This window comes from Klebsiella sp. CN_Kp073, assembly GCF_040065495.2.
Taxonomy (GTDB): Bacteria; Pseudomonadota; Gammaproteobacteria; order Enterobacterales; family Enterobacteriaceae; genus Klebsiella; species Klebsiella aerogenes.
In genome coordinates, this window is the sequence record NZ_CM198051.1 from 3,676,188 (window position 1) to 3,698,517 (window position 22,330).

The 22,330-nt window shown below is 56.8% G+C and carries 21 protein-coding genes; 3 read left to right on the plus strand and 18 right to left on the minus strand.

Annotated elements, in window-relative coordinates:
• Positions 1-375 precede the first annotated feature (375 nt).
• The 8 genes from sucD to sdhC all read right to left on the minus strand — a co-directional run bounded on the left by sucD (position 376) and on the right by sdhC (position 10,179).
• A complete protein-coding gene (gene sucD, locus ABLV66_RS17880) occupies positions 376-1,245 on the minus strand; it encodes a succinate--CoA ligase subunit alpha (RefSeq protein ID WP_015367669.1) in 870 nt (289 codons plus the stop codon).
• Entirely contained in the window at positions 1,245-2,411 is a 1,167-nt protein-coding gene (sucC, locus tag ABLV66_RS17885) for an ADP-forming succinate--CoA ligase subunit beta (protein WP_015367670.1), read from the minus strand. The genes sucD and sucC overlap by 1 nt, the downstream gene beginning before the upstream one ends.
• A gap of 145 nt (positions 2,412-2,556) precedes the next feature.
• Positions 2,557-3,777 carry a 2-oxoglutarate dehydrogenase complex dihydrolipoyllysine-residue succinyltransferase gene (gene odhB, locus ABLV66_RS17890; protein WP_020079338.1) on the minus strand — a complete coding sequence of 407 codons (1,221 nt, stop codon included), beginning with the start codon at positions 3,775-3,777 and terminating at the stop codon, positions 2,557-2,559.
• A gap of 14 nt (positions 3,778-3,791) precedes the next feature.
• Complete coding sequence (sucA, locus tag ABLV66_RS17895) at positions 3,792-6,599, minus strand: 2-oxoglutarate dehydrogenase E1 component (protein WP_047049217.1); 2,808 nt, start codon at positions 6,597-6,599, stop codon at positions 3,792-3,794.
• A gap of 336 nt (positions 6,600-6,935) precedes the next feature.
• Positions 6,936-7,652 carry a succinate dehydrogenase iron-sulfur subunit SdhB gene (gene sdhB, locus ABLV66_RS17900; RefSeq protein WP_020079339.1) on the minus strand — a complete coding sequence of 239 codons (717 nt, stop codon included), beginning with the start codon at positions 7,650-7,652 and terminating at the stop codon, positions 6,936-6,938.
• Positions 7,653-7,667: 15 nt separating this feature from the next.
• A complete protein-coding gene (gene sdhA / locus ABLV66_RS17905; protein ID WP_032707635.1) occupies positions 7,668-9,434 on the minus strand; it encodes a succinate dehydrogenase flavoprotein subunit in 1,767 nt (588 codons plus the stop codon).
• Positions 9,434-9,781, minus strand: a complete 348-nt coding sequence (sdhD, locus tag ABLV66_RS17910; RefSeq protein WP_015367674.1) for a succinate dehydrogenase membrane anchor subunit — start codon at positions 9,779-9,781, stop codon at positions 9,434-9,436. The genes sdhA and sdhD overlap by 1 nt, the downstream gene beginning before the upstream one ends.
• Positions 9,775-10,179: a succinate dehydrogenase cytochrome b556 subunit gene (gene sdhC, locus ABLV66_RS17915; protein WP_020079340.1), complete on the minus strand. Its 405-nt coding sequence runs from the start codon at positions 10,177-10,179 to the stop codon at positions 9,775-9,777. The genes sdhD and sdhC overlap by 7 nt, the downstream gene beginning before the upstream one ends.
• A 324-nt stretch (positions 10,180-10,503) precedes the next feature.
• Here sdhC and ABLV66_RS17920 point away from each other — a divergent pair, with 324 nt between their 5' ends.
• Both ABLV66_RS17920 and gltA read left to right on the plus strand, forming a co-directional pair.
• Entirely contained in the window at positions 10,504-10,635 is a 132-nt protein-coding gene (locus ABLV66_RS17920; RefSeq protein WP_418268990.1) for a hypothetical protein, read from the plus strand.
• 183 nt (positions 10,636-10,818) lie between these two features.
• Entirely contained in the window at positions 10,819-12,102 is a 1,284-nt protein-coding gene (gene gltA, locus ABLV66_RS17925) for a citrate synthase (protein WP_015367676.1), read from the plus strand.
• Positions 12,103-12,200: 98 nt separating this feature from the next.
• Here the strand turns inward: gltA and nei are convergent, their stop codons facing one another.
• The 8 genes from nei to ybgI all read right to left on the minus strand — a co-directional run bounded on the left by nei (position 12,201) and on the right by ybgI (position 18,527).
• On the minus strand, positions 12,201-12,992 hold the full coding sequence (gene nei, locus ABLV66_RS17930; protein ID WP_348876996.1) for an endonuclease VIII: 792 nt from the start codon (positions 12,990-12,992) through the stop codon (positions 12,201-12,203).
• Between the two features lie 15 nt (positions 12,993-13,007).
• Entirely contained in the window at positions 13,008-13,652 is a 645-nt protein-coding gene (gene pcp, locus ABLV66_RS17935) for a pyroglutamyl-peptidase I (protein ID WP_348876997.1), read from the minus strand.
• Between the two features lie 9 nt (positions 13,653-13,661).
• Positions 13,662-14,657, minus strand: a complete 996-nt coding sequence (locus ABLV66_RS17940) for a DUF979 domain-containing protein (protein ID WP_047049226.1) — start codon at positions 14,655-14,657, stop codon at positions 13,662-13,664.
• Positions 14,654-15,379, minus strand: coding sequence for a DUF969 domain-containing protein (locus ABLV66_RS17945; protein WP_045393033.1), 726 nt, complete (start codon positions 15,377-15,379; stop codon positions 14,654-14,656). The genes ABLV66_RS17940 and ABLV66_RS17945 overlap by 4 nt, the downstream gene beginning before the upstream one ends.
• A 74-nt stretch (positions 15,380-15,453) precedes the next feature.
• Complete coding sequence (gene pxpA / locus ABLV66_RS17950; RefSeq protein ID WP_279924336.1) at positions 15,454-16,197, minus strand: 5-oxoprolinase subunit PxpA; 744 nt, start codon at positions 16,195-16,197, stop codon at positions 15,454-15,456.
• Positions 16,187-17,119 carry a 5-oxoprolinase subunit PxpC gene (gene pxpC, locus ABLV66_RS17955; RefSeq protein ID WP_213797409.1) on the minus strand — a complete coding sequence of 311 codons (933 nt, stop codon included), beginning with the start codon at positions 17,117-17,119 and terminating at the stop codon, positions 16,187-16,189. The genes pxpA and pxpC overlap by 11 nt, the downstream gene beginning before the upstream one ends.
• Positions 17,113-17,769 carry a 5-oxoprolinase subunit PxpB gene (pxpB, locus tag ABLV66_RS17960; protein ID WP_004176857.1) on the minus strand — a complete coding sequence of 219 codons (657 nt, stop codon included), beginning with the start codon at positions 17,767-17,769 and terminating at the stop codon, positions 17,113-17,115. The genes pxpC and pxpB overlap by 7 nt, the downstream gene beginning before the upstream one ends.
• 14 nt (positions 17,770-17,783) lie before the next feature.
• Positions 17,784-18,527, minus strand: a complete 744-nt coding sequence (ybgI, locus tag ABLV66_RS17965) for a radiation resistance protein YbgI (RefSeq protein ID WP_348876998.1) — start codon at positions 18,525-18,527, stop codon at positions 17,784-17,786.
• 268 nt (positions 18,528-18,795) lie between these two features.
• Between ybgI and dtpD the strand changes: the two genes are divergently transcribed.
• Entirely contained in the window at positions 18,796-20,274 is a 1,479-nt protein-coding gene (gene dtpD / locus ABLV66_RS17970) for a dipeptide permease DtpD (RefSeq protein WP_047049237.1), read from the plus strand.
• 3 nt (positions 20,275-20,277) lie between these two features.
• Here dtpD and phrB read toward each other — a convergent pair whose 3' ends face one another.
• Complete coding sequence (gene phrB, locus ABLV66_RS17975; protein WP_348876999.1) at positions 20,278-21,687, minus strand: deoxyribodipyrimidine photo-lyase; 1,410 nt, start codon at positions 21,685-21,687, stop codon at positions 20,278-20,280.
• A 178-nt stretch (positions 21,688-21,865) separates the two neighbouring features.
• The gene (locus tag ABLV66_RS17980; RefSeq protein WP_015367687.1) at positions 21,866-22,072 is read right to left on the minus strand and encodes a DUF2517 family protein; all 207 of its coding nucleotides are present in this window, start codon (positions 22,070-22,072) and stop codon (positions 21,866-21,868) included.
• Positions 22,073-22,330: the final 258 nt, after the last annotated feature.

The window sequence follows — 22,330 nt, forward strand, 5'->3', positions numbered from 1 at the left end:
TTTAAAGTCTGCCGCTAGCGGTTACTAAAAAGGGGGAAATGAGAATTATAGGTAATATAATTTTAACTTTAACCAATTTAAGGCAAGAAATGATGCGATCCTAATAATGTTAGACCGGTCACACTATTTTTCCCAATCGAAATGCAAAAAATAACGTCTGCGTTTTCCTGTTTATTTTCACATAAAATTAACCACCTCCCCTCCCCTGGACAAGCGGCGAGTGATTATTCCCAATAATATTCATCAAATCAATAGAATAGCGTTTTTTAACGTAAGAGAGCGCCTGCGGCTGACGACAAGGCAAAAAAAGGCCACCTGATGGTGGCCAACCATGTCGAAATCGGACATTAGTCTGCTCCTGAGAGCAGTGAGGGTTTACTTGATGATAGCTTTCAGCGCTTCGCCGATATCCGCCAGGCTGCGAACGGTTTTCACACCGGCCGCTTCCAGCGCAGCAAATTTCTCATCAGCAGTACCTTTACCGCCAGCGATGATGGCGCCTGCGTGGCCCATACGCTTGCCTTTCGGCGCGGTAACGCCCGCGATGTAGCCGACAACCGGCTTAGTCACGTGCTCTTTAATGTAAGCTGCCGCTTCTTCTTCCGCGCTGCCGCCGATTTCACCGATCATGACGATCGCTTCGGTCTGCGGGTCTTCCTGGAACATTTTCAAGATATCGATGAAGTTGGAGCCCGGGATCGGGTCGCCGCCGATACCGACGCAGGTAGACTGGCCGAAGCCATAGTCGGTGGTCTGCTTAACCGCTTCATAGGTCAGGGTACCGGAACGGGAAACGATGCCCACTTTACCCGGCTTGTGGATGTGACCCGGCATGATGCCGATTTTGCATTCGCCCGGAGTGATAACGCCCGGGCAGTTCGGGCCGATCATGCGAACGCCAGCTTCGTCCAGCTTCACTTTCACGGTCAGCATATCCAGGGTCGGGATACCTTCAGTGATAGTGATAATCAGCTTAATGCCCGCGTCGATAGCTTCCAGAATGGAGTCTTTGCAGAACGGCGCCGGAACGTAGATAACGGTCGCAGTCGCGCCGGTGGCTTCCACGGCTTCACGCACGGTGTTAAATACCGGCAGGCCCAGGTGAGTGGTGCCGCCTTTACCTGGCGTTACGCCGCCAACCATCTGAGTGCCGTAAGCGATCGCTTGTTCAGAGTGGAATGTACCCTGGCTACCGGTAAAGCCCTGGCAGATAACCTTGGTGTCTTTATTAATTAAAACTGACATTATTTCCCCTCCACTGCGGCAACAACCTGCTGTGCTGCGTCCGTCAGACTTTTCGCTGCAATAATATTCAGGCCGCTGTCAGCCAGTTTTTTCGCGCCCAGTTCGGCGTTGTTACCTTCGAGACGTACAACAACCGGTACGTTAACACCCACTTCTTCAACCGCGCCGATGATGCCGTCAGCGATCAGGTCGCAACGAACGATACCGCCGAAGATGTTAACCAGAACCGCTTTAACGTTGTCGTCAGAGAGGATGATTTTGAACGCTTCGGTTACGCGCTCTTTGGTGGCGCCGCCGCCAACGTCGAGGAAGTTAGCCGGTTCGCCGCCGTGCAGCTTAACGATGTCCATGGTGCCCATCGCCAGGCCTGCGCCGTTAACCATGCAACCGATGTTGCCGTCGAGAGCAACGTAGTTCAGCTCCCACTGCGCCGCCTGAGCTTCGCGCGGATCTTCCTGAGACTGGTCGCGCATTTCACGCAGATCCGGCTGGCGGAACAGCGCGTTGCCGTCAGCGCCCAGTTTGCCGTCGAGGCAGATCAGGTCGCCCTGCTTGGTGATAACCAGCGGGTTGATTTCGATCAGCGCCAGGTCGCGCTCCAGGAAGATGGTCGCCAGACCCATGAAGATCTTGGTGAACTGCTGAACCTGTTTGCCTTCCAGACCCAGTTTGAACGCCAGTTCACGACCCTGGTAAGGCATCGGGCCCGCCAGCGGATCGATAGCGATCTTGTGGATCAGGTGCGGGGTTTCTTCCGCCACTTTTTCGATTTCCACGCCGCCTTCGGTAGACGCCATGAACACCACGCGACGGGAGCTACGGTCAACAACCGCGCCCAGATACAGCTCTTTATCAATGTCGGTCGCCGCTTCAACCAGAATCTGGTTTACCGGCTGGCCGTTAGCATCTGTTTGGTAAGTCACCAGGCGTTTGCCCAGCCAATGCTCAGCAAAAGCGCGAATCTCTTCTTTGCTCTTAACTACTTTCACACCGCCCGCTTTACCGCGGCCACCAGCGTGAACCTGACATTTCACTACCCACGGACCCGCGCCGATTTTTGAGGCGGCTTCTTCTGCTTCACGCGGAGTAGTACAGGCATAACCCACCGGCGCCGGTAAGCCATAGCGGGCAAAAAGTTGTTTTGCCTGATATTCATGTAAGTTCATGTGTTCAGTCCATCCTTCAGGTAATAATTATCTTTAAACCTGTAGGCCTGATAAGACGCGCAAGCGTCGCCATCAGGCATCTCATCAACGCCGGATGGCGGCGCGAACGCCTTATCCGGCCTACGGTAGGTAATACTCTTACTGACTACACGTCCAGCAGCAGACGAGTCGGATCTTCCAGCAGCTCTTTAATCGCTACCAGGAAGCCTACCGATTCACGTCCATCGATCAGACGGTGGTCGTAGGAGAGCGCCAGGTACATCATCGGCAGAATTTCTACCTTGCCATTCACCGCCATCGGACGGTCTTTAATGGCATGCATACCCAGGATGGCGCTCTGCGGTGGGTTGATGATCGGCGTGGACATCAGAGAACCGAATACGCCGCCGTTGGTAATGGTGAAGTTACCGCCGGTCAGGTCATCTACGGTCAGCTTGCCGTCACGGCCTTTCACTGCCAGCTCTTTAATATTCTTTTCGATATCCGCCATGCCCAGCAGGTCAACGTCACGCAGAACCGGAGTCACCAGGCCGCGCGGCGTAGAAACCGCCATGCTCACGTCGAAGTAGTTGTGATAAACCACGTCATCGCCATCGATGGAAGCGTTCACTTCCGGGTAGCGTTTCAGCGCTTCAACCACCGCTTTCACGTAGAAGGACATGAAGCCCAGACGGATACCGTGACGTTTTTCGAACGCTTCGCCGTACTGCTTACGCAGATCCATAATCGGCTTCATGTTGACTTCGTTGAACGTCGTCAGCATGGCGGTAGAGTTTTTCGCTTCCAGCAGACGCTCGGCAACGCGTTTGCGCAGACGGGTCATCGGTACGCGTTTTTCAGAGCGGTGGCCCAGTTGCGCAACCGGCGCCGCAGCAGCGGCTGGCGCTTTCGCTTCAGCTTTCGCCGGCGCGCTCGCCAGATGCTTCTCAACGTCTTCGCGGGTCAGACGGCCGCCAACGCCGGTGCCTTTAATCGCCGCCGCGTCGAGGCTGTGTTCAGCCAACAGGCGACGGATAGCCGGGCTAAGCGCGTCGTTGCTTTGCTCTTCCAGAGACGCTTGCTGACGCTGAGCCGGGGTGGACTCTTTAGTATCAGCTTTCGCATCAGCGGCTTTACCGGCGCTGTTGCCTTCACGCAGGCGGCCCAGAATCTGACGAGACAGCACGGTGGCGCCTTCGTCTTCCAGTACTGCATCCAGAATGCCGTCCGCTGATGCCGGTACTTCCAGTACCACTTTGTCAGTTTCGATTTCGACCAGAACTTCGTCGCGGACTACCGCGTCGCCCGGTTTTTTGTGCCAGGTGGCGACGGTTGCGTCAGCTACGGACTCAGGAAGGTCGGGAACCAGAATATCTACGCTACTCATTGTGTATCCTTTAATTAATCGACGTTCAGCGCGTCATTGACCAGATCTTGTTGCTGTTTCTGGTGAACGGACATATACCCTACCGCCGGAGAGGCGGAGGCCGGGCGGCCTGCATAACGCAGAGAGGCCCCAAATGGAACTACTTCACGAAGGTGGTGCTGGCTGCAGTACCATGCGCCCTGGTTGAGCGGCTCTTCCTGGCACCAGACAAAATCGTGGACGTGCGAATAAGCTTTCAGCGCTTCCTGTACCGCCTGATGCGGGAACGGATAGAGCTGTTCGATACGCACGATGGCGACATCTTTTTGCTCGTTTTTACGGCGCTGTTCCAGCAGGTCGTAGTAAACCTTACCAGAGCACAGTACGACGCGTTTCACGGCTTGCGGATCGAGCTCGTCGATTTCGCCGATAGCCGGCATAAAGGTGCCGTTCGCCAGTTCATCCATGCTGGAAACCGCCAGCGGGTGGCGCAGCAGAGATTTCGGCGACATCACCACCAGCGGACGGCGCATACCGCGCAGCGCCTGACGACGCAGCATGTGGTAAACCTGTGCCGGAGTGGACGGTACGCAAACCTGCATGTTCTGCTCAGCGCACAGCTGCAGATAGCGTTCCAGACGCGCGGAGGAGTGCTCCGGGCCCTGCCCTTCATAGCCGTGCGGCAGCAGCATCACCAGGCCGCACATCCGGCCCCATTTCTGCTCGCCGGAGCTGATGAACTGGTCAATAACGACCTGCGCACCGTTGGCGAAGTCGCCGAACTGCGCTTCCCAGATGGTCAGGGTGCGTGGTTCCGCGGTGGCGTAACCGTATTCGAACGCCAGCACCGCTTCTTCAGACAGCACGGAGTCCCAGACGCGGAACTGGCCCTGGCCGTTGTGTACGTTCTGCAGCGGCGTATAGGTAGAGCCGTTGCTCTGGTTATGGATAACCGCATGACGGTGGAAGAAGGTACCGCGACCGGAGTCTTCGCCGGACAGACGTACCGGAATCCCTTCGTCAACCAGGGTGGCGTACGCCAGGTTTTCCGCCGCGCCCCAGTCGAACGGCTTCTCACCGGCGGCCATCAGCTGGCGGTCGCCGTAGATTTTCGCTACGCGAGACTGCATCTCAACGGTTTCCGGCACCGTACTGATGCGTTTGGCCAGCTCTTGCAGGCGTTTTGGCTCAACTTTATCCGGGTAGCTCTCATCCCACTCATGGTTGAGGTACGGAGACCAGGTAAAGGAGTGCATGTTCATCGGACGCCACTCTTCTACCACGCAATCGCCGGCATCCAGCGCATCGCGGTAGAGGTTAACCTGTTCGGTAGCGTCTTCCAGCGTCGCGACTTTGTCCTGCTCCAGCTTGTCAGCGTAGATTTTGCGCGGAGTCGGATGCTTTTTGATTTTCTGGTACATCAGCGGCTGGGTTGCGCTCGGCTCGTCGGCTTCGTTGTGGCCGTGACGGCGGTAGCACACCAGGTCGATGAAGACATCGCGTTTGAAGGTATTACGGAAATCCAGCGCCAGACGGGTAACGAAAGCGACCGCTTCCGGGTCATCCGCGTTAACGTGGAAAATCGGCGCCTGAACCATCTTACCGATATCGGTGCAGTACGGCGTAGAACGCGCATCCAGCGGGTTGGACGTGGTGAAGCCAACCTGGTTGTTGATAACGATGCGCACGGTACCGCCCACTTCGTAACCACGCGCTTTGGACATGTTCAGGGTTTCCTGAACTACGCCCTGGCCGGCTACCGCGGCGTCGCCGTGGATGGTGATTGGCAGAACTTTGTTGCTGCTCGGCTCGTCCAGACGATCCAGACGGGCGCGTACGGAGCCGATAACCACCGGGCTGACGATTTCCAGGTGCGACGGGTTAAACGCCAGCGCCAGGTGAACCAGACCGCCTTCGGTTTCCATATCGGAAGAGAAGCCCATGTGGTACTTCACGTCGCCGGTGCCGAGGTGTTCTTTATGTTTGCCCGCGAATTCGTCAAACAGGTCCTGCGGTTTTTTACCCAGCACGTTGACCAGTACGTTCAGACGACCACGGTGCGCCATGCCCAGCACCACTTCACGGGTGCCGCTCTTACCGGCGTGACGGATGATCTCTTTGAGCATCGGGATTAACGCATCGCCGCCTTCCAGCGAGAAGCGTTTCGCGCCCGGGAATTTGGCGCCGAGGTAGCGCTCCAGGCCTTCCGCGGCGGTCAGTTCGCTCAGGAAGCGCTTTTTCTCTTCCGCGGTGAAGCTCGCTTTGCCTGCTACTGACTCAATGCGCTGCTGGATCCAGCGTTTTTCTTCAGTAGAGGTGATGTGCATGTATTCCGCGCCGATGGAGCCGCAGTAGGTTTGCTTAAGCGCCGCGATCAGGTCGCCCAGCTTCATCGTGTCTTTTCCGATGGCGAAAGAACCTACGTTATAGCTTTCCTGGAAATCGGCCTCGGTGAGATCGTGGTAAGCCGGATCGAGATCCGCCACTCTCTCTTGCTGCCACAGTCCCAGCGGATCGAGATTCGCCTGCTGGTGACCGCGGAAGCGGTATGCGTTGATGAGCTGCAGGACTTTAACCTGCTTCACATTGGTATCAGGGTCGGATATCGAAGAAGTGTAACGTGAGGCATCCTTCGCCAGTCGACGGAAATAATCACGTGTTTTCGAATGAAATTGATCCGGTTTAACTCCGGTGCCAGGTAACTGCTGGAACATCGAACGCCAGTTGGCGTCAACAGAGTCAGGATCGGTTAAGAAGTCTTCATAGAGCTGTTCTATCCAGCTCTGGTTCGAACCAGAGAGGTAAGAAGAGTCCAGCCAGGCTTTCATTGCGCCGTTCTGCATCGTGATCCCTTAAGCATTTTTATGCTTATTTCGCCGTAGAAACTACCACGCACACCGAGTGCACGTGCCGGGGTTCACTTGTTGCGGACGAGTTGTGGTTTCTATCCGCTAAGGAACCTTTAAAAACTGTCTAACTATCAGGGGCAGTTTTTAGAGGTTTCCTGCTATCTCTATTGCCTGATGGCGCTTCGCTTATCAGGCCTACACATTACTGGTACATCTTGTGGCGGTTTTTAAAGATTTCCTGCTATATCCCCGGCGGCGCTAACGCTTGCCGGGGCTACTGCTTTGGTAGCCCGGATAAGCGCAAGCGCCATCCGGGACAGACCGTGTTGCTTACGCGCTGCGCTGCAACAGCATCGACTTAATATGGCCGATGGCGCGCGTTGGGTTCAATCCCTTAGGACAAACACTGACGCAGTTCATAATGCTGTGACAGCGGAATACGCTGAAAGCATCGCTCAGACCTTCCAGACGCTCGCTGGTTTCGGTATCGCGGCTGTCGATCAGGAAGCGATACGCGGCCAGAAGGCCTGCCGGGCCGATGAACTTGTCCGGGTTCCACCAGAACGACGGGCAAGAGGTCGAACAACATGCGCACAGAATACACTCGTACAGACCATCGAGTTTCTCGCGCTGCTCAGGCATCTGCAGATGCTCGCGAGCCGGAGGATTTTGCCCATTATTCAATAAGTAAGGCTTGATCTTCTCATATTGTGCGTAGAATTGCCCCATGTCTACCACCAAATCGCGGATAACCGGCAATCCAGGCAGCGGACGGATAACAATTTTCTTACCCGGCTGATTCAGCGCGGAGATCGGCGTGATGCACGCCAGACCATTTTTACCGTTCATGTTCAGACCATCGGAACCGCACACCCCTTCACGGCAGGAGCGGCGGAACGACAGCGACGGATCTTTTTCTTTCAGCTGGATAAGCGCATCCAGCAGCATCATGTCGCGACCTTCTTCCGCATCGAGGGTGTAATCCTGCATATGCGGAGCGTCGTCAACATCCGGGTTATAGCGATAAATTGAAAACTCGAGTTTCATATTCCTGTCTCCGCATTAATAAGTACGAATCTTCGGCGGGAATGCCGGACGCAGTTTCGGTTCCATGTTGACCGCTCGACGCGTCATGGATTCCGACTCTGGCAGATACAGGGAATGGCACAGCCAGTTTTCATCATCACGTTCCGGGAAGTCGAAGCGGCTATGCGCGCCGCGGCTTTCGGTACGGAAGTTAGCGGATACCGCCGTGGAATACGCGGTTTCCATCAGGTTATCCAGCTCCAGACACTCGACGCGCTGGGTATTGAACTCGCTGGAAGTGTCGTCCAGGCGCGCATTTTTCAGACGCTCACGGATCTCTTTCAGCTGTTCCAGACCTTTATGCATCGCGTCGCCTTCACGGAAGACCGAGAAGTTATGCTGCATACATTCCTGCAGCGCTTTGCGGATAGCGACCGGGTCTTCACCGGAACGGGTGTTGTTCCAACGGTTGAGGCGGTCCAGGGAAGCTTCGACATCGGACTCGCTGGCAGCGCGCAGCGCGCCCTGCTCGGCGATGGATTCCTGCAGATGCAGACCCGCCGCGCGGCCGAAGACCACCAGGTCCAGCAGCGAGTTGCCGCCCAGACGGTTGGCGCCGTGTACCGATACGCAGGCGATTTCGCCAACGGCGAACAGGCCCGGGATCACCACATCTTCGCCCTTCTCGTTCACGGTCAGCGCCTGGCCAGTTACTTTGGTCGGAATACCGCCCATCATGTAGTGGCAGGTTGGGATAACCGGAATCGGTTCTTTAACCGGGTCAACGTGGGCAAAGGTACGAGACAGTTCAAGAATGCCCGGCAGACGGGATTCCAGCACTTCTTTACCCAGGTGATCCAGTTTCAGCTTAGCGTGCGGGCCCCACGGACCATCGCAGCCGCGGCCTTCGCGGATTTCGATCATGATGGAACGCGCCACCACGTCACGACCCGCCAGGTCTTTCGCGTTCGGCGCATAACGCTCCATGAAGCGCTCGCCGTGTTTGTTCAGCAGGTAACCGCCTTCGCCGCGGCAACCTTCGGTGACCAGCACCCCTGCCCCGGCGATACCGGTCGGGTGGAACTGCCACATTTCCATATCCTGCACCGGAACGCCCGCGCGCAGAGCCATACCGACGCCGTCGCCGGTGTTGATGTGGGCGTTGGTGGTGGATTGATAAATACGGCCTGCGCCGCCGGTCGCCAGCACGGTAGCGCGGGCTTTGAAGTACACCACTTCACCGGTTTCGATGCACAGTGCGGTACAACCAACCACCGCGCCGTCCTGGTTTTTCACCAGATCGAGGGCATACCATTCGGAGAAGATAGTGGTGTGGTTTTTCAGGTTCTGTTGATACAGGGTGTGCAGCAGCGCGTGACCGGTACGGTCGGCCGCCGCCGCGGTGCGTGCCGCCTGCTCGCCGCCGAAGTTTTTCGACTGGCCGCCAAACGGACGCTGATAAATACGGCCGTCATCAAGACGGGAGAACGGCAGGCCCATATGTTCCAGCTCAAGAATCGCTTCCGGGCCGGTCTTACACATATATTCGATGGCGTCCTGGTCGCCGATATAGTCCGACCCTTTTACGGTGTCGTACATGTGCCATTCCCAGTTATCTTCATGGGTATTACCGAGCGCGACGGTGATGCCACCCTGCGCGGAAACGGTATGGGAACGGGTAGGGAAAACTTTAGAGAGCAGCGCACAGGTCTGTCCGCTCTGGGAAATCTGCAGCGCCGCGCGCATACCTGCGCCGCCGGCACCAATTACAACTGCATCAAATTCTCTGACTGGCAATTTCATTACACACCCCACACCACAACAAATCCATAAAGAACGTAAGCCACCAGCGCCACAACGATAATCAGTTGCAGAACTAAGCGCACGGCCAGTGGTTTAACGTAGTCCGTCAACACCTGCCACATACCGATCCAGGCGTGAATCAGGATGGAAACGAGAGCCAGCAGGGTAAAGACTTTGGTGAACGCGGAGGAGAAGAATCCGGTCCAGATTTCCCAGGAGATCTCACCGGAGGTGGCGAAGAAGCCAACCATGTAGATGATGTAGAGGGTCAGAACGATGGCGGTAGCACGGACCAGAATAAAGTCATGTACGCCGTTGCGTCCCAGTGCTGAGGCGTTGCTTACCATACGAGGACTCCTGCGAGAAGTGAAAGCACGACAGTAATAACAAAAGAAATTTTGGCGGAGCGTGTCCCTGCTTCGAGGGTTTCTTCCAGATAGCCAAAGTCCATCAGCAGATGGCGGATACCGACAACGGCGTGGTAAGCCAGCGCGGTGAGGATGCCCCACATGATGAACTTCACGAAGAAGCTATTCATGATGGAAGCGGCCGTCAGGAAGCCCTCCGGAGAGGAAAGGCTGGTGCCCAGCAACCAAAGCAGAATACCGACCGCCACAAAAGTGATCACACCGGATACGCGATGGAGAATGGACGCTATCGCCGTGATTGGGAATCGAATCGTTTGTAGATCCAGATTGACAGGTCTTTGTTTTTTCACATTTCTTACCATGAATAACGCCCACATGCTGTTCTTATTGTTTCCTTCCTCCGGTCTGCTTGCGGGTCAGACAGCGTCCTTTCTATAACCAGAAGTCATGTTAAAACCCCTTTCCAGGAGTAAAAGCGTGACCAAACAACGCTGGGTGGCTCGGGATTGCAGGGTGTTCCGGAGACCTGGCGGCAGTATAGGCCGTTCACAAAATCATTACAATTAACCTACATATAGTTTGTCGGGTTTTGTCCGGAACAGTGATCAAGGTCACGATTACAACATTATTTTAAATTTTAATCACCTGATTTGACAAATATTAAACATTCTTGTTACAACCATTACTAGATTAATGCAATAATGCCCAAAAGTTATGGGGTCACTCTTTCACCTGAGAATAAGTTATGTAACAGTGTGATGGTATTGACCGATGTAATCAGGACAGTTATTAGTGGTATACAGGTTTTAATATTCGGGCTGCTAAAACGCTGATTTGCTGCCGTTTCACTCCCGGGCTGAAGACGTACCATCAAGCGCCTGCGCTCTGTACCCTGCAATTTTCGCGACACAGAGCTGTGAGCAACATAACAATCTGGTAACGTAGTCAGGTTCGGGCCGAATGCAAATCCACCACCCGGCAGTCTTAAGCAATAAAAGGCGCTAAGGAGACCATAAATGTCTGATGCTAAAGCAAAAATCACCCTGGGTGGTGACACTGCTATTGAACTTGATGTGCTAAAAGGCACGCTCGGTCAGGATGTTATTGATATTCGTAGTCTTGGTTCAAAAGGTGTCTTCACCTTCGACCCCGGTTTCACTTCAACAGCCTCGTGTGAATCTAAAATTACTTTTATCGACGGCGATGAGGGGATCCTGCTGCACCGCGGTTTCCCGATCGATCAGCTGGCTACCGAGTCAAATTATCTTGAAGTGTGCTACATCCTGTTGAACGGCGAAAAACCGACTCAACAGCAGTACGACGAATTCAAAACTACCGTTACCCGCCACACCATGATCCACGAACAGATTACCCGTCTGTTCCACGCGTTCCGCCGCGACTCTCACCCGATGGCGGTGATGTGCGGTATTACCGGCGCACTGGCGGCGTTCTATCACGACTCCCTGGACGTGAATAATCCGCGCCACCGGGAAATCGCCGCCTATCGTCTGCTGTCCAAAATGCCGACCATGGCAGCGATGTGTTACAAGTATTCTATCGGCCAGCCTTTCGTGTATCCGCGCAACGATCTCTCCTACGCGGGTAACTTCCTGAATATGATGTTCTCCACGCCGTGTGAAACCTACGAGGTTAACCCGGTGCTGGAACGCGCGATGGACCGTATCCTGATCCTGCACGCTGACCACGAACAGAACGCATCAACCTCTACCGTCCGTACCGCAGGCTCTTCCGGCGCTAACCCGTTCGCCTGTATCGCTGCGGGTATCGCCTCCCTGTGGGGACCGGCGCACGGCGGCGCCAACGAAGCCGCACTGAAAATGCTGGAAGAGATCAGCTCCGTTGAACACATTCCGGAATTCGTGCGCCGCGCGAAAGACAAGAATGACTCTTTCCGCCTGATGGGCTTCGGCCATCGCGTGTACAAGAACTACGATCCGCGCGCCACCGTTATGCGTGAAACCTGCCACGAAGTGCTGAAAGAGCTGGGCACCAAGGACGATCTGCTGGAAGTGGCGATGGAACTTGAGCATATCGCGCTCAACGACCCGTACTTCATCGAGAAGAAACTGTATCCGAACGTCGATTTCTACTCCGGCATCATCCTGAAAGCGATGGGTATTCCATCCTCGATGTTTACCGTCATCTTCGCGATGGCGCGCACCGTCGGCTGGATTGCCCACTGGAACGAAATGCACAGCGACGGTATGAAAATTGCCCGTCCGCGTCAGCTGTATACCGGCTACCAGAAGCGCGATTTCAAGTCCGATCTCAAGAAGTAATTTTAACCCTGTCGGGGTTAGCAATAAAAAAATCGGGGATCTTCCCCGATTTTTTTATTTAAACGTGCAAATAAATTTTAATCGCTCAACAACTGGCATTAGTGCTGGCAGCCGGGGCACCAGTAAAAGGGTCGCGATGACAGCATCGTTTTCTCAATGATGCTGCCGCAGCGTTCGCAGGCCTCACCCTCGCGATGAAAGACCTTAAAGCGGAACAGCGCGCCATGATGTTTGTTTTCATCCACCTGGCCGCGGGTACGGTAAGAAAGGCGCGGGATATCCAGCAGCGCGTGCGCCAGCGCATCGAGCTGCGTTTCATTGAGCTCGGCGGCTTTATGCTGCCCGGTCAGCCCCACCTGCCACAGGATCTCTACCCGCAGATAGTTCCCGAGCCCGGCGAGAAACGCCTGGTCCAGCAACAGGCCGGAAAACTGGCGATTGCGAAATTTCGCCGATAACAGCCGCTCTCTGACCTGCCCGGCGGTTAACGTCATATCCAGCACATCCGGCCCGACCCGTTGTAAAAACGGATGATGGGCCAGCTGTTGCGCCGTCAATATCTCAATCTCCGAGGCGCTATAGAGCAAAATCGCCTTGCGTGCGGTCTGCAGTCTGACGCGCAGCACGCGGTTCGATTGCGGCTCAACGCCGGCATCCACCACGCGCCAGACGCCATATAGCTGGTTATGGCTATACAGCGTCAATCCGCCGGATAAGTGGGTTAACAGGGCCTTGCCGCGGGTGGCGATATGGGTCACCCGCTGGCCAATCAACTGGCTTTGATAGGGTTGCAACTGTGGAAAGGCGAACCAGGCTTCGGTTAACGGTTCGCCTTTGATAGCCGCCTCCAGGTTATCCGCCGCACGGCGGATCTCCGGGCCTTCAGGCATAGTATCGTCCTTCTATTAGTGCGTGGCGCCGCCGCCAATTTTGACATCGTCATTCTGTTCAAGAGCGACGGCAATCGCCGTTTCCAGTGCCGCGCGTACCGTCGCGACCGACATACTCGGCTCGCCAGGGTGGGCCGCCGCCTGTTCAGGCAGATACGGAATATGGATAAAACCGCCCTTCTGCCCGCTTTTTCCCTGCAACTGATGCAGCAAACCATACATCACGTGATTGCAGACAAAAGTGCCCGCGGTTTGCGACACCGAGGCCGGGATCCCCTGCTGGCGCAGCGCGCTAACGATCGCTTTGATCGGTAGCGTGCTGAAGCAGGCCGCGGGGCCATCAACGACGATCGGCTCATCGATCGGCTGCTGCCCTTTATTGTCGGGGATCCGCGCATCATCGACGTTGATAGCCACACGTTCGACGGTAATATCGACACGGCCGCCGGCCTGCCCGACGGCAATCGTCAGCTGCGGTTGATAAGTCTCCAGCGCGGCCTTCAGCGCCGTCAGCGCCTCGCCGAACACGCAGGGTAACTGTTTAGCCACCACCTGCTGTCCGCGAATAATCGCGCCATCAAGCTGCTTAACCACTTCCCACGAAGGATTAACCGTTTCGCCGCCGAACGGCTCAAAACCGGTAATTAATACGCCAGCCATCATCCCTCCTTACAGGAACATCAGGAAATAGAGTAAGAATACGTTGACGATCAGCAGCAGGATACCGGTCGGCACCTGGGCTTTAATCACCGCGTTTTTATCCGGCAGTTCAAGCAGCGCCGCCGGTACGATATTAAAGTTCGCCGCCATCGGCGTCATCAGCGTACCGCAGTAGCCGGAAAACATACCAATCGCCGCCATTACCGCCGGATTGCCGCCATGCTGCAGGACTAAAATCGGAATGCCAACCCCGGCGGTCACGATCGGGAAAGCGGCAAAGGCGTTGCCCATCACCATCGTCAACACCGCCATGCCGATGGCGTACACGGCCACGGCGATAAAGCGGTTATCTACCGCCAGATAGTGCTCGGTCAGCCATGAAATGCTGGTTCCGACGCCCGCCGCGGTAAATAGCAGCCCCAGCACCGCGAGGATTTGCGGCAGGATAAAGGCCCAGCCGACGGAATCCAGCAAACGGCGCGCTTCCTGCATCGGCTGCGCCACCGTTTCATGGGTCATACGAATCGCCATCGCCAGGCCAATCAGCGTACCGACGGTCATCGAGAACAGGGTAATCAGCGTCGCGTGGTTGCCCGGCCCGAAGAGCGCCACCTGCCATGAAGGCAGATTGTTAAACAGCAGTACGCCAATGACGGTGACGACCGGGATCGCCAGCGCCGGATAGAAAAGTTTGTTGCCGAGGCGTTTCGCGCTGGCAGTTTTCTCTTCCTGGGTACGCTGATGGTAGCTGCCGAGGCGCACACCGCCAAAGCCAGCGATCAGCGCCAGTACCACCACCACCCCGCCGACGGCGATATTCACCGTACGCTTATCGCCCACCAGTTGATACGTCCAGTCGCCGAGCAAGAACACCAGCCCGTACAGGCCCCAGAACAGGCCGGTTGTCAGGCGCCGCGGATTGCTTTTGTCGCGCCAGGACATGATAGCCACGACCAGCAGTACCGCGCCGGCCAGCCAATATAAATACGTTTGTTGGAAGTTCATGCCGCACCGCCTTTCGCCTGCCCGGCGTTAACCCGGTCCAGCTCGCGCTGGAGATGGCGATCGAGGCGCCACAGGCGCGCGGCGTGGATCAGGAAGGCGCAGATCGCCGTCGGGATCCCCCACAGGGCAATATGCAACGGCTCGGTCTGGATCCCGCCCGACTCCAGCATAAAGTTGTGCATGAAGATGATCGCGCCAAAGGCGACAAAAATATCTTCACCGAAGAACAGGCCAACGTTGTCGGTCGCCGCCGACATTGCGCGCAGCCGGTAGCGCACATTGCCCGGCAGCGGGCCAAAGCGCTTTTCCGCCGCCCCTTCCGCCATCGGCGCCAGCAGCGGGCGCACCATTTGCGGATGTCCGCCGAGGCTGGTCAAGCCCAGGGCGGCGGTGGCTTCGCGCACGAAAAGATAGACGATCAGCAGTCGTCCGGCAGTCGCGCTATGGATCTTCGCGATCCACGCCTGCGCCCGCTCTTTCAGACCATGGCGCTCCAGCAGCCCGATCACCGCCAGCGGCAACAGCAGAATAAACGGCAGATTACGGGTATTGAGGAAGCCCTCGCCCAGTTTCTCCAGAATAGTGGCTATTGGCATATGCGCCGCCACGCCGGTGACGATCCCGGAGATAATCACCACCAGCACCGGGTTAAAGCGTAATAGAAAACCGACCACAATCACGGCAATGCCGATCAGCGGCCAGAGGGATATCACCTCTTGCATAATAACGTCCTGTTGAGTTGTGAGTGTTGTTAGTTATTTGATTTAATTATTATTAATAATACTAAGGCGGACTATTAATCAATGTCCGCGCTGACGTCGATATTGCGCCCTGCGAAAGCAGCGCGCAAGCGTCGGGCGAAATCGAGCGCATGAGCGCCATCGCCATGCAGGCAGACCGTTTCCGCCTTCACATGCGCCCATTCGCCGCTCAGGCTGCGCACCCGGTTGTGCTGCACCATTTCCAGCGTTTGCGCCAACGCCTGTTCTTCGCTCTCAATCAGCGCGCCCGGCTGGCTGCGCGGCACCAGGCTACCGTCAGCGAGATAACCGCGATCGGCGAAGACTTCCTGGCGCGTCGTCAGCTGATAGCGCTGTCCGGCGCGGATAAGCTCGCTCCCCGCCAGCCCGACCAGTACCAGCCCGGCGTCGGCATCGTGCACCGCGCGAGCGATGGCATCGGCCAGCGGTGGCTCTTTCGCCGCCTGGTTGTACAACATGCCGTGCGGTTTGACGTGCCGCAGCTCGCCGCCCTGGGCATGTACAATCGCCGCCAGCGCGCCAATTTGGTACAGCACCTGGGCGTAGACCGTCTCTGGCGGTAACTGCATCGCGGTGCGGCCGAAATTTTCCCGGTCCGGGAAGCTTGGGTGCGCGCCAATAGCAACGCCGTTTTTCAGCGCCTCGCGCACGCACTGCTGCATGAGCAGCGCATCACCGGCGTGAAAGCCGCAGGCGATATTGGCGGAAGAGACCAGCTGCAGCAGCGCGCTATCGCTGGCGCAGCCTTCGCCGAGGTCGGCATTTAAATCAATTTTCATCGCTTAATCTCCAGGCCAGTTGTTCAAGGTAACGCTGCTGGTCGGCGCGCGCTTTCAGCGCTTCTTCCAGCGAACAGGGGACGAAATGGATCGGCTGACCCAGCGGAATTTGCGCCAGTTGGTACATATCGGCTTCAATAATGCAGGCTATACGCGGATAGCCGCCGGTGGTCTGCGCATCGTTCATCAACACAATCGGCTGGCCGTTATGCGGCACCTGTACCACCCCGGGCAGCAGGCCATGGGAGAGCATTTCCCGGTCGGTTGTGCGTTTGAGCGGCTGGCCCTGCAGGCGGTAGCCCATACGGTTGCTCTGCGGGCTAAGGCGCCACGGCGAACGCCAGAAAGACTCCTGCGACACGCTGTCGAATTCGTGATACTCCGGCCCCGGCAGCGCGCGAATGATATTACCGGTCGGTAGCTGTTTAACGCCGCGCGAGGCGCTAAAGCGGCGGGAGGATTTCCCAATCTTCAATTGATCGCCATCCTGCAACCGGCGCCCTTCGATTCCGCCGATACCGACTTTCAGATCGGTAGAGCGGGAACCTAAAACTTCAGGCACGTCGATACCGCCCGCCACCGCCAGGTAGCTGCGGATCCCATGCTGCGGAGTTTTCAACACCAGCCGCTGCCCGGCCTTCGCTTCCATTCGCCAGCCCAACCAGACCGGCGCGCCGTCGAGCGTCGCTTCACAGGCGGCTCCGGTCAACGCGAACCAGCAATGGCGGGTAAACTGTACATCGACCTGACCCAGCGTAATTTCCAGCGCCGCCGTCTCCGGCGCATTGCCCACCAGCAGATTGGCAATAGTCATTGCCGGTTTATCCAGCGCGCCGCAGCGGCTAATTCCCCACTGGCGCTGGCCTTCCCGGCCGCCATCCTGGACCGAGGTGTACATGCCGGCGCGGATAAATTTCAACATACCCCCTCCTTCTGCGGCACAAAGCGCACGCGATCGCCAGAACGCAGCAGCACCGGCTCTTCACGTTTTGGATCGAATAATGCCAGCGGCGTGCGACCCAGCAGCTGCCAGCCGCCCGGCGTCGCCAGCGGATAAATACCGGTTTGCGATCCGCCGATACCTACCGATCCCGCCGGTACCAGTACGCGCGGCTCGGCGCGACGCGGCATCGCCAGCTGCTCCGGCAGGCCGCCAAAGTACGGAAACCCCGGCTGGAAACCCAGAAACCACACCATGTACTCCACCGAAGAGTGCAGCTCCACCACCTGCTTTTCGCTCAACCCGCTATGGCGCGCGACGTCGCCAAGGTCTGGCCCCGCCTCGCCGCCGTAGATAACCGGGATACTTATCTCACGGGATTCCGGCTCCAGCGCATCGCTCTCTTCCCACCAGCGCTGCAGCTTGTCAATCGCCTCCCACGCCATCTCCTGCGGACGACGCAGCACAACGGTGATGTTGTTCATCCCCGGGATCACTTCAACCACCTCTTCGCGATCGGTCAACCGCTGCGTCAGGCCCCAGATACGTTTTTGGCTCTCCAGGGTCACCGGAGGCTCAAGCTCCAGGACCACCGCCGTTTCACCTAATAGATAACAACGCGCTCGCTGCACTTTTTTCTCTCTCATCAGGCCGGGTTAGGGATATCAATAAAGGTGACGTCCAGGTCGGTATTTTCCGTCAGCCACTCGCTCAGGGCGCGAATACCGCCGCGCTCGGTGGCATGATGGCCGGCGGCATAAAAATGCAACCCCTGCTCACGGGCGGAATGAATCGTCTGCTCAGACACTTCGCCGGTAATAAAGGCATCGACGCCAAAGCGGGCCGCGCTATCGATAAAGCTCTGGCCGCCGCCGGTACACCAGGCGACGCGGGTAACTTTGTCCGGCCCGGTATCGCCGCACCACAGCGGTTTACGCCCTAATCGCGCTTCAATCCACGATGCCAGTTCCAGCCCGGATACCGGCATAGAAAGCTCGCCCCACGGCACCAATGGTTCGATTTCCCCCATTACATTGATCCCCAGCAGCTGCGCCAGCTGGGCGTTATTGCCCAGTTCCGGATGCGTATCCAGCGGTAAATGCCAGCCATAAAGGTTGATATCGTTGGCCAGCAGCGTTTTCAGCCGATTGCGCTTCATGCCGCGGATCACCGGCGACTCGCCTTTCCAGAAGTAACCGTGATGCACAATCACCGCATCCGCCTGCAGACGAACGGCTTCATCAAGTAGCGCCTGGCTGGCGGTAACGCCGGTGACGATTTTCCGCACCGTCTCCCGCCCTTCCACCTGCAGGCCGTTCGGGGCGTAATCACTGATGGCCGCGCTATTCAGTTTTTCGTTAATTAATTGTTCCAGTTCGCTATTTTTCATTGCCGCTCCATCAGAAAATCAGTTTGCACAAACCTATAACATAACCACATCCGCCCGAGTCGTCGATAGCGACGCCAAAGGGTCCATTTCAGCCATTCGCGTAATCGCCCAAATTGTCTCTTCCCCTCACCGCGCATTAGTGTATATTTATGCACTTATAAAGCATATTAAATAACCAGAAAGCCATTTAGGCCATGAATAACACCAGACAAACGCTATTCATGCAGAAAGATCGACTTTCGTTTTACGGCCAGGAAATGAACGTTACATGAACAGACAAACTTCACAGCCACGGGCGATTTATTACGTCGTTGCGCTGCAAATTTGGGAATACTTCAGTTTTTACGGCATGCGGGCGCTGTTAATCCTGTACCTCACCAACCAGCTCAAGTACGACGATAACCACGCCTACACCCTGTTTAGCGCCTACTGCTCCCTGGTCTACGTCACCCCTATTCTCGGCGGCTTCCTCGCCGACAAACTGCTCGGCAACCGCATGGCGGTGATGCTCGGCGCGCTACTCATGGCTATCGGTCACCTGGTGCTCGGCGCCAGCGAAGTCGCTCCCACCTTCCTGTATCTGTCGCTGGCGATTATCGTTTGCGGTTACGGACTGTTTAAATCCAACGTTAGCTGCCTGCTTGGCGAACTGTACGAGCCGACCGATCCGCGCCGCGATGGCGGCTTCTCGCTGATGTACGCCGCGGGGAATATTGGTTCGATCATCGCGCCTATCGCCTGCGGCTACGTGCAGGAAGAGTACAGCTGGGCGATGGGCTTTGCGCTGGCCGCAGTCGGCATGATTGCCGGACTGGTGATTTTCCTCTGCGGCGGTCGCCACTTCCGCCATACCACCGGCGTTAACCGCGAGGCGCTGCGCGCGCGGACCTTTGTCCTGCCAAACTGGGGCTGGCTGCTGGTTTTGCTGGTGGCGACGCCGCTGCTGATTACCGTCTTGTTCTGGCAGGAGTGGTCGGTGTATGCGCTGATCGTCGCGACGGTGATTGGCCTGGCGGTACTGGCGCGCATTTATCTGCGCGCGGAGAACGACAAACAGCGTAAAGAGCTGCGCCTGATTATCGTCCTCACCGGTTTTAGCCTGCTGTTCTGGGCCTTCGCCCAGCAGGGCGGCAGCTCCATCAGCCTCTATATCGACCGTTTCGTGAACCGCCACGTCATGAGCTATGAAGTACCAACCGCGATGTTCCAGTCGGTTAACGCCTTTGCGGTGATGCTCTGCGGTATGGTGCTGGCATGGCTGGTTAAAGAGAACATCAAGGGCAACCGCACCGTGCGTATCTGGGGGAAATTCGCCCTCGGTCTCGGGCTAATGAGCGCCGGGTTCTGCATTCTGACCTTAAGCGCCCGCTGGTCGGCCGCGTATGGCCACTCCTCCATGCCGCTAATGGTACTGGGGCTGGCGGTGATGGGTTTCGCCGAACTGTTTATCGATCCGGTAGCGATGTCGCAAATCACCCGTATCGAAATCCCCGGCGTCACCGGAGTGCTGACCGGTATCTATATGCTGCTTTCCGGGGCGATCGCCAACTATCTGGCCGGCGTCATCGCCGACCAGACGTCGCAGGCGTCGTTTGATGCCGCCGGCGCGGTTAACTATTCGATTGAAGCCTATATCGACGTCTTCAGCCAGATCACCTGGGGCGCGCTGGCCTGCGTCGGCCTGGTGCTGGTCATCTGGCTGTATCACTCCGTGAAGGTCAAAACCCGCCAACTGGCGGTAGAATAAAAACTATCTGGCGGCTTCCCAGGCCGCCAGCGTCTCCAGCCGCGCCTGCTTATGGTCAACCAGCGGGCGCGGATACTTCAGCGCTACCCCCTGTTTATCCGCCCACAGCCACGGCTGATGCAGCGCTTTCTCTGGTACTTCCGCCAGTTCCGGCAGCCAGCGGCGAATAAACTCGCCCTGCTTATCAAACTTCTCCCCCTGGGTCGTCGGATTGAAAATACGAAAGTAAGGGGCTGCGTCGGTACCGGTCGAGGCCGCCCACTGCCAGCCGCCGTTGTTGGCCGCCAAATCGCCGTCGATCAGTTGGCTCATGAAATAGCGCTCGCCTTGCCGCCAGTCGAGGCGCAGGTCTTTCGCCAGGAAGCTGGCGACAATCATCCGCAGGCGGTTGTGCATCCAGCCGGTGGCGTTAAGCTGCCGCATGGCGGCATCGACGATGGGGAAACCGGTTTGCCCCTGTTGCCAGGCCCGCAGTTCATCCTCATTGCTGCGCCAGGCGACCTTGTCGGTCCAGGCGACAAAGGGCCGGCCTTTACACAGTTTCGGGTAGTAAACCATCAGATGACGATAGAACTCGCGCCAGATAAGCTCGTTCAGCCAGCTTGCGCCCGCTTCGCCATCCAGCGCGCCGGGCTGCTCCCGTAGCAAGCGATGCAGGCACTGGCGCGGCGACAGTACGCCTACCGCGAGACACGGCGATAGCCTGCTGGTTCCTTCTATTGCCGGGAAATCGCGCTGCTGATCGTAATCCGCCGCCGGCTGCTGGCAAAACGCGCGCAATCGAGCGAGCGCTGTTTTTTCATCCGCCGCGAACAGATCGGTGTCAAATGCCGTTTGCGGATAGTTGATTTCAGGCAGCGGCGGCGCCTGACGGGCGGCTGACGGGCGTGGTTTAGGCGCCGCCACGCACTCCGGCAGCCCTTCACGCAGGCGGCGGATAAAGGCATTTTTAAACGGCGTAAAGACTTTATACATCTCGCGGTTGCCGGTCATCACGCTGCCCGGCGGCAACAGCACGCTGTCGTCAAACCCCTGACAGGTAACTTCTGTCAGGCTTTTCTCAACACCGGCGTCGCGCCGGCGCTCATTAAACTCATACTGATAGTTATAAAATAGATGGCTCACCTGGTGCTGTTTACAGAAGCGCGTCAGCAGCTCGATGCTGGCGGCGAAATCGTCCGCTTCTTCTACCAGCAGCGGAATACCGCGTTCCGCTAATGCCGCGTGCAGGCTGCGTAAATGGCTGGCGATAAAGGCCGCCTGGCGCGGCGCCATATAATGTTGGCGCCACTGCTCTGGCGTGGCGATATACAGCGCCAGCACCTGCGCCTGCGGGTCTCGGCAGGCGGCGGCCAGCGCCAGATTATCGTGAAGGCGTAAATCCATGCGAAACCAGACCAGATGGGTGGCCATAAAACTCCTCACTCTCCGTAAGCAAAACTCATCACTCAGGCCGGCAAAATAGCGCGCTGCGGCAAAATAAGCACCTGCCAATTCTGCCACGGCGCGTGAAAGCTAAGTGTAGACAGCAGACGAAAAAAAACCGCCGGTCGTCAACCGGCGGTTTCTATATTCGTCGCAGCAGCGCGGATTAGTAGAAATCGTGCGCGGCTTTTTCCGCCTGCGCCATCCATACCGGCTGCTCACTGGTTTTCGCCCATACGCGGTGCAGCCAGCTGTAGTAACGGGCACGATCTTTCCAGAACAGCATCACCGGCAGCGCAGCAACCCCGGCCACGACGGCGAAAGCGCGACGCATCAGGATAATGTGAGCAGGATAAGCTTTGTACAACGCCATAATTTCTCTCCCCTTTGTCAGGCCGGCAAGCAACGCCGGTAAATGTCACAATGTTTGTCTGCACAAATAGTACCGCGCTGGTTGTAATTTTACTACTCATCCGACCACTAAAAAGCACTTATTTATACTTAATTTACATTCACGGCGTAATTGGGTTACAAAAAAGTTAAATTAATACTAATCATTAGTTAAATTGTGCCTTTAGCCATTTTTATACTTTTTTTACACCGCCCGCGGCGATTTTTGCGAAATCTTTGC

What these genes read in the sequence shown, in the direction of transcription:
- ABLV66_RS17920 (WP_418268990.1), top strand. Translation starts at nt 10,504, where the DNA reads ATGCCCAAAAGTTATGGGGTCACTCTTTCACCTGAGAATAAGTTATGT.
- sdhD (WP_015367674.1), bottom strand. Translation starts at nt 9,781, where the DNA reads ATGGTAAGCAACGCCTCAGCACTGGGACGCAACGGCGTACATGACTTT.
- ybgI (WP_348876998.1), bottom strand. Translation starts at nt 18,527, where the DNA reads ATGAAAAATAGCGAACTGGAACAATTAATTAACGAAAAACTGAATAGC.
- phrB (WP_348876999.1), bottom strand. Translation starts at nt 21,687, where the DNA reads ATGGCCACCCATCTGGTCTGGTTTCGCATGGATTTACGCCTTCACGAT.
- pcp (WP_348876997.1), bottom strand. Translation starts at nt 13,652, where the DNA reads ATGGCTGGCGTATTAATTACCGGTTTTGAGCCGTTCGGCGGCGAAACG.
- sdhA (WP_032707635.1), bottom strand. Translation starts at nt 9,434, where the DNA reads ATGAAATTGCCAGTCAGAGAATTTGATGCAGTTGTAATTGGTGCCGGC.
- sdhB (WP_020079339.1), bottom strand. Translation starts at nt 7,652, where the DNA reads ATGAAACTCGAGTTTTCAATTTATCGCTATAACCCGGATGTTGACGAC.
- ABLV66_RS17940 (WP_047049226.1), bottom strand. Translation starts at nt 14,657, where the DNA reads ATGAACTTCCAACAAACGTATTTATATTGGCTGGCCGGCGCGGTACTG.
- pxpC (WP_213797409.1), bottom strand. Translation starts at nt 17,119, where the DNA reads ATGTTGAAATTTATCCGCGCCGGCATGTACACCTCGGTCCAGGATGGC.
- sucA (WP_047049217.1), bottom strand. Translation starts at nt 6,599, where the DNA reads ATGCAGAACGGCGCAATGAAAGCCTGGCTGGACTCTTCTTACCTCTCT.
- sucC (WP_015367670.1), bottom strand. Translation starts at nt 2,411, where the DNA reads ATGAACTTACATGAATATCAGGCAAAACAACTTTTTGCCCGCTATGGC.
- sucD (WP_015367669.1), bottom strand. Translation starts at nt 1,245, where the DNA reads ATGTCAGTTTTAATTAATAAAGACACCAAGGTTATCTGCCAGGGCTTT.
- gltA (WP_015367676.1), top strand. Translation starts at nt 10,819, where the DNA reads ATGTCTGATGCTAAAGCAAAAATCACCCTGGGTGGTGACACTGCTATT.
- ABLV66_RS17945 (WP_045393033.1), bottom strand. Translation starts at nt 15,379, where the DNA reads ATGCAAGAGGTGATATCCCTCTGGCCGCTGATCGGCATTGCCGTGATT.
- dtpD (WP_047049237.1), top strand. Translation starts at nt 18,796, where the DNA reads ATGAACAGACAAACTTCACAGCCACGGGCGATTTATTACGTCGTTGCG.
- odhB (WP_020079338.1), bottom strand. Translation starts at nt 3,777, where the DNA reads ATGAGTAGCGTAGATATTCTGGTTCCCGACCTTCCTGAGTCCGTAGCT.
- nei (WP_348876996.1), bottom strand. Translation starts at nt 12,992, where the DNA reads ATGCCTGAAGGCCCGGAGATCCGCCGTGCGGCGGATAACCTGGAGGCG.
- sdhC (WP_020079340.1), bottom strand. Translation starts at nt 10,179, where the DNA reads ATGTGGGCGTTATTCATGGTAAGAAATGTGAAAAAACAAAGACCTGTC.
- pxpA (WP_279924336.1), bottom strand. Translation starts at nt 16,197, where the DNA reads ATGAAAATTGATTTAAATGCCGACCTCGGCGAAGGCTGCGCCAGCGAT.
- ABLV66_RS17980 (WP_015367687.1), bottom strand. Translation starts at nt 22,072, where the DNA reads ATGGCGTTGTACAAAGCTTATCCTGCTCACATTATCCTGATGCGTCGC.